Below are 647 nucleotides of genomic sequence, written 5' to 3'. Positions count from 1 at the left end.
TATCTGTTTGTCGTCAACTAATGAAATGGCCGCTGACTTAGGTATAAACTGACGTATTAAGCCATTGGTGTTTTCATTTGTGCCTCTTTGCCAGCTTTTATAAGGCTCCGCAAAGTACACGGTGGTGTTTAAATAATGCTCAATAGCATGATGATAATTAAATTCGGTTCCATTATCAAAGGTGATGCTTTTAACCATTTTTTTAAACGGCGTTAGCAATTTTATTATCATATCTCTCGTTTCGGAGGCGGTACGTTGATTGAGGCGCCCAATTAATACTAGCCCTGTTTTGCGTTCAACTAATGTCACCAATGCTTGGTTGTCTTTACGGCTAATAATCGTATCTCCCTCCCAATGTCCTCGCGTTTTCCGGCTTTCTACATAACTTGGACGTTGTTTAATTGACCGTTTATAACGGCGGTCTCCTTCTTTAATACTCGGTGCCTTACAATGCCTATAGGCTTTGCCTTTTCGCCTTAGATAAGGTTTGAATTGTTCATAGCGCGCTTTATTTTGATAAAGATAGTTATAGATTGATTGGACGCTGACTTTCTTTAAACGTGCAGCAATCTGCTCTGGGCTGTAATAAAGCATGAGGTATTTTTCAACTTGGCGCCATACCGAAGACTCTATTGGCTTACCATTAC

General features: G+C 40.0%; 1 protein-coding gene. It reads right to left on the bottom strand.

Features of this window, described 5'->3' with window-relative positions; translation table 11 throughout:
- Positions 1-647 (bottom strand): IS30 family transposase (locus tag A9G37_RS02955; RefSeq protein WP_141671025.1); only part of this gene is annotated, 647 nt, incomplete at both ends.

Source organism: Gilliamella sp. GillExp13, from assembly GCF_001690815.1.
Classification (GTDB): Bacteria; Pseudomonadota; Gammaproteobacteria; order Enterobacterales; family Orbaceae; genus Gilliamella; species Gilliamella bombi.
Note: the sequence above shows the minus strand (reverse complement) of the source record. Positions and strands in the feature narration are given on the sequence as shown.